The 1,214-nt window shown below is 63.5% G+C and carries 2 protein-coding genes; both read right to left on the reverse strand.

From position 1 onward, the window contains the following. The coding region (locus Q8M85_RS20990) for a hypothetical protein (RefSeq protein ID WP_305548358.1) at positions 1-491 on the reverse strand (491 nt) is incomplete at its 3' end. Continuing rightward, a complete protein-coding gene (gene mobC / locus Q8M85_RS20995) occupies positions 488-889 on the reverse strand; it encodes a plasmid mobilization relaxosome protein MobC (protein WP_305548360.1) in 402 nt (133 codons plus the stop codon). The genes mobC and Q8M85_RS20990, both read right to left, overlap by 4 nt. Positions 890-1,214 lie beyond the last annotated feature (325 nt).

The following is a 1,214-nucleotide window of genomic DNA, read 5'->3' on the forward strand; positions in this document are numbered from 1 at the left end:
ACGTAGCGCCAGACATCCCCATACTCACCGGACCCGAACACAGCCTGCCCCCATTCCCGGGCGATGACTTCGGCGCGCTCGGCGTCCACCCCACGCGGGAAGCTCAGGACGATGTGATCGGCATGTCCCCGTCGCGGCGCGCCTGTCCAGGTCGAAGACCAGAGATCCGCTGTCCGCTCCGTTCGGGCAGGATCGAAATCACGCTCATAGCCCGCCAGATTGCACCAGGTGCTCTGTACCCCCTCTTCCCGGGCCACATAGTCAAGAAGGCGCTTCAGCTCCTGAGGGGTTCGGGCACTGCCACCGGCGATGCGTTTGACGACCGACTGCCAGCCACGCGGCCCACCAGCGTTTCGCAGAAGCGCCCGGGTCTGGCGTTCCTTGCGCGTGCCGAGACGGGACGATGAGCCGTCGCCACCGCCCCGCCCACGACGACGGTCGTCGAGAACATGACCGAGAACCAGATCTTCGACTGAAGGCGACCGGGTCATTTCGACGCCTCGGCAGAAGCATCAGCGGCAATAGCGAACGGAGAGGCTTGATCACCAAGTCCTTGCTTGGCCCTCAGCGCCGAGAGGAGGTGGACAACTTCTTCGACAAGGTCGTCGACCCGCGCTCCAACCTTTCGCACGAGAGCAGCATCGCGGGCATTCCAAGTCAGACGTCCGACTGCTCCCAGGCGCGCGATCTGATTGAGGTTGTTGCCGACGGCCGACAACTCCCGTCTTGCTGCAGCGATGGCATCTAGCTCGTCTACCTGAATGGCCAGACGATCGCTTGCCTGTCTGACCAGATGCCGGACTGCCTCGGAGACCGTCAGGCCGCTTGCCTCGGCAACCGCCTGAAAGGCTGCATGCTCGTCTTGCGTGATGCGGATGTTCAGCTTCACCGAAAGCCGCCGCACTTCCTTCCGGTCAAGGCTGCCCTTGATCCGTGACAGTGCCTGGCGGGAACGGCCCATCGACCTCGCCACGGCCGCAACGCTCTCGCCAGCGAGGAGCCGCGCGGTGATGGCTGCAGTCTCAGTAGAGGTCAGGCGTGAGCGTGGCATTGCATCATTACATGTGTTTTGCAGTCATTGCGCATCATGTATCACACACCACCGTTCCTGCCAACCGTCCTCACCGGCCGGTTTCCGCTCCTCCGAAGAGGAGCCCGCTTGCGGAAACCGGACAGCCGGTGAGGACTCAATATGGCGTCAGGGGTCGGCGGCT

The sequence above is a fragment of the Tabrizicola sp. genome, assembly GCF_030694085.1.
In the GTDB taxonomy this organism is placed as follows: Bacteria; Pseudomonadota; Alphaproteobacteria; order Rhodobacterales; family Rhodobacteraceae; genus Tabrizicola.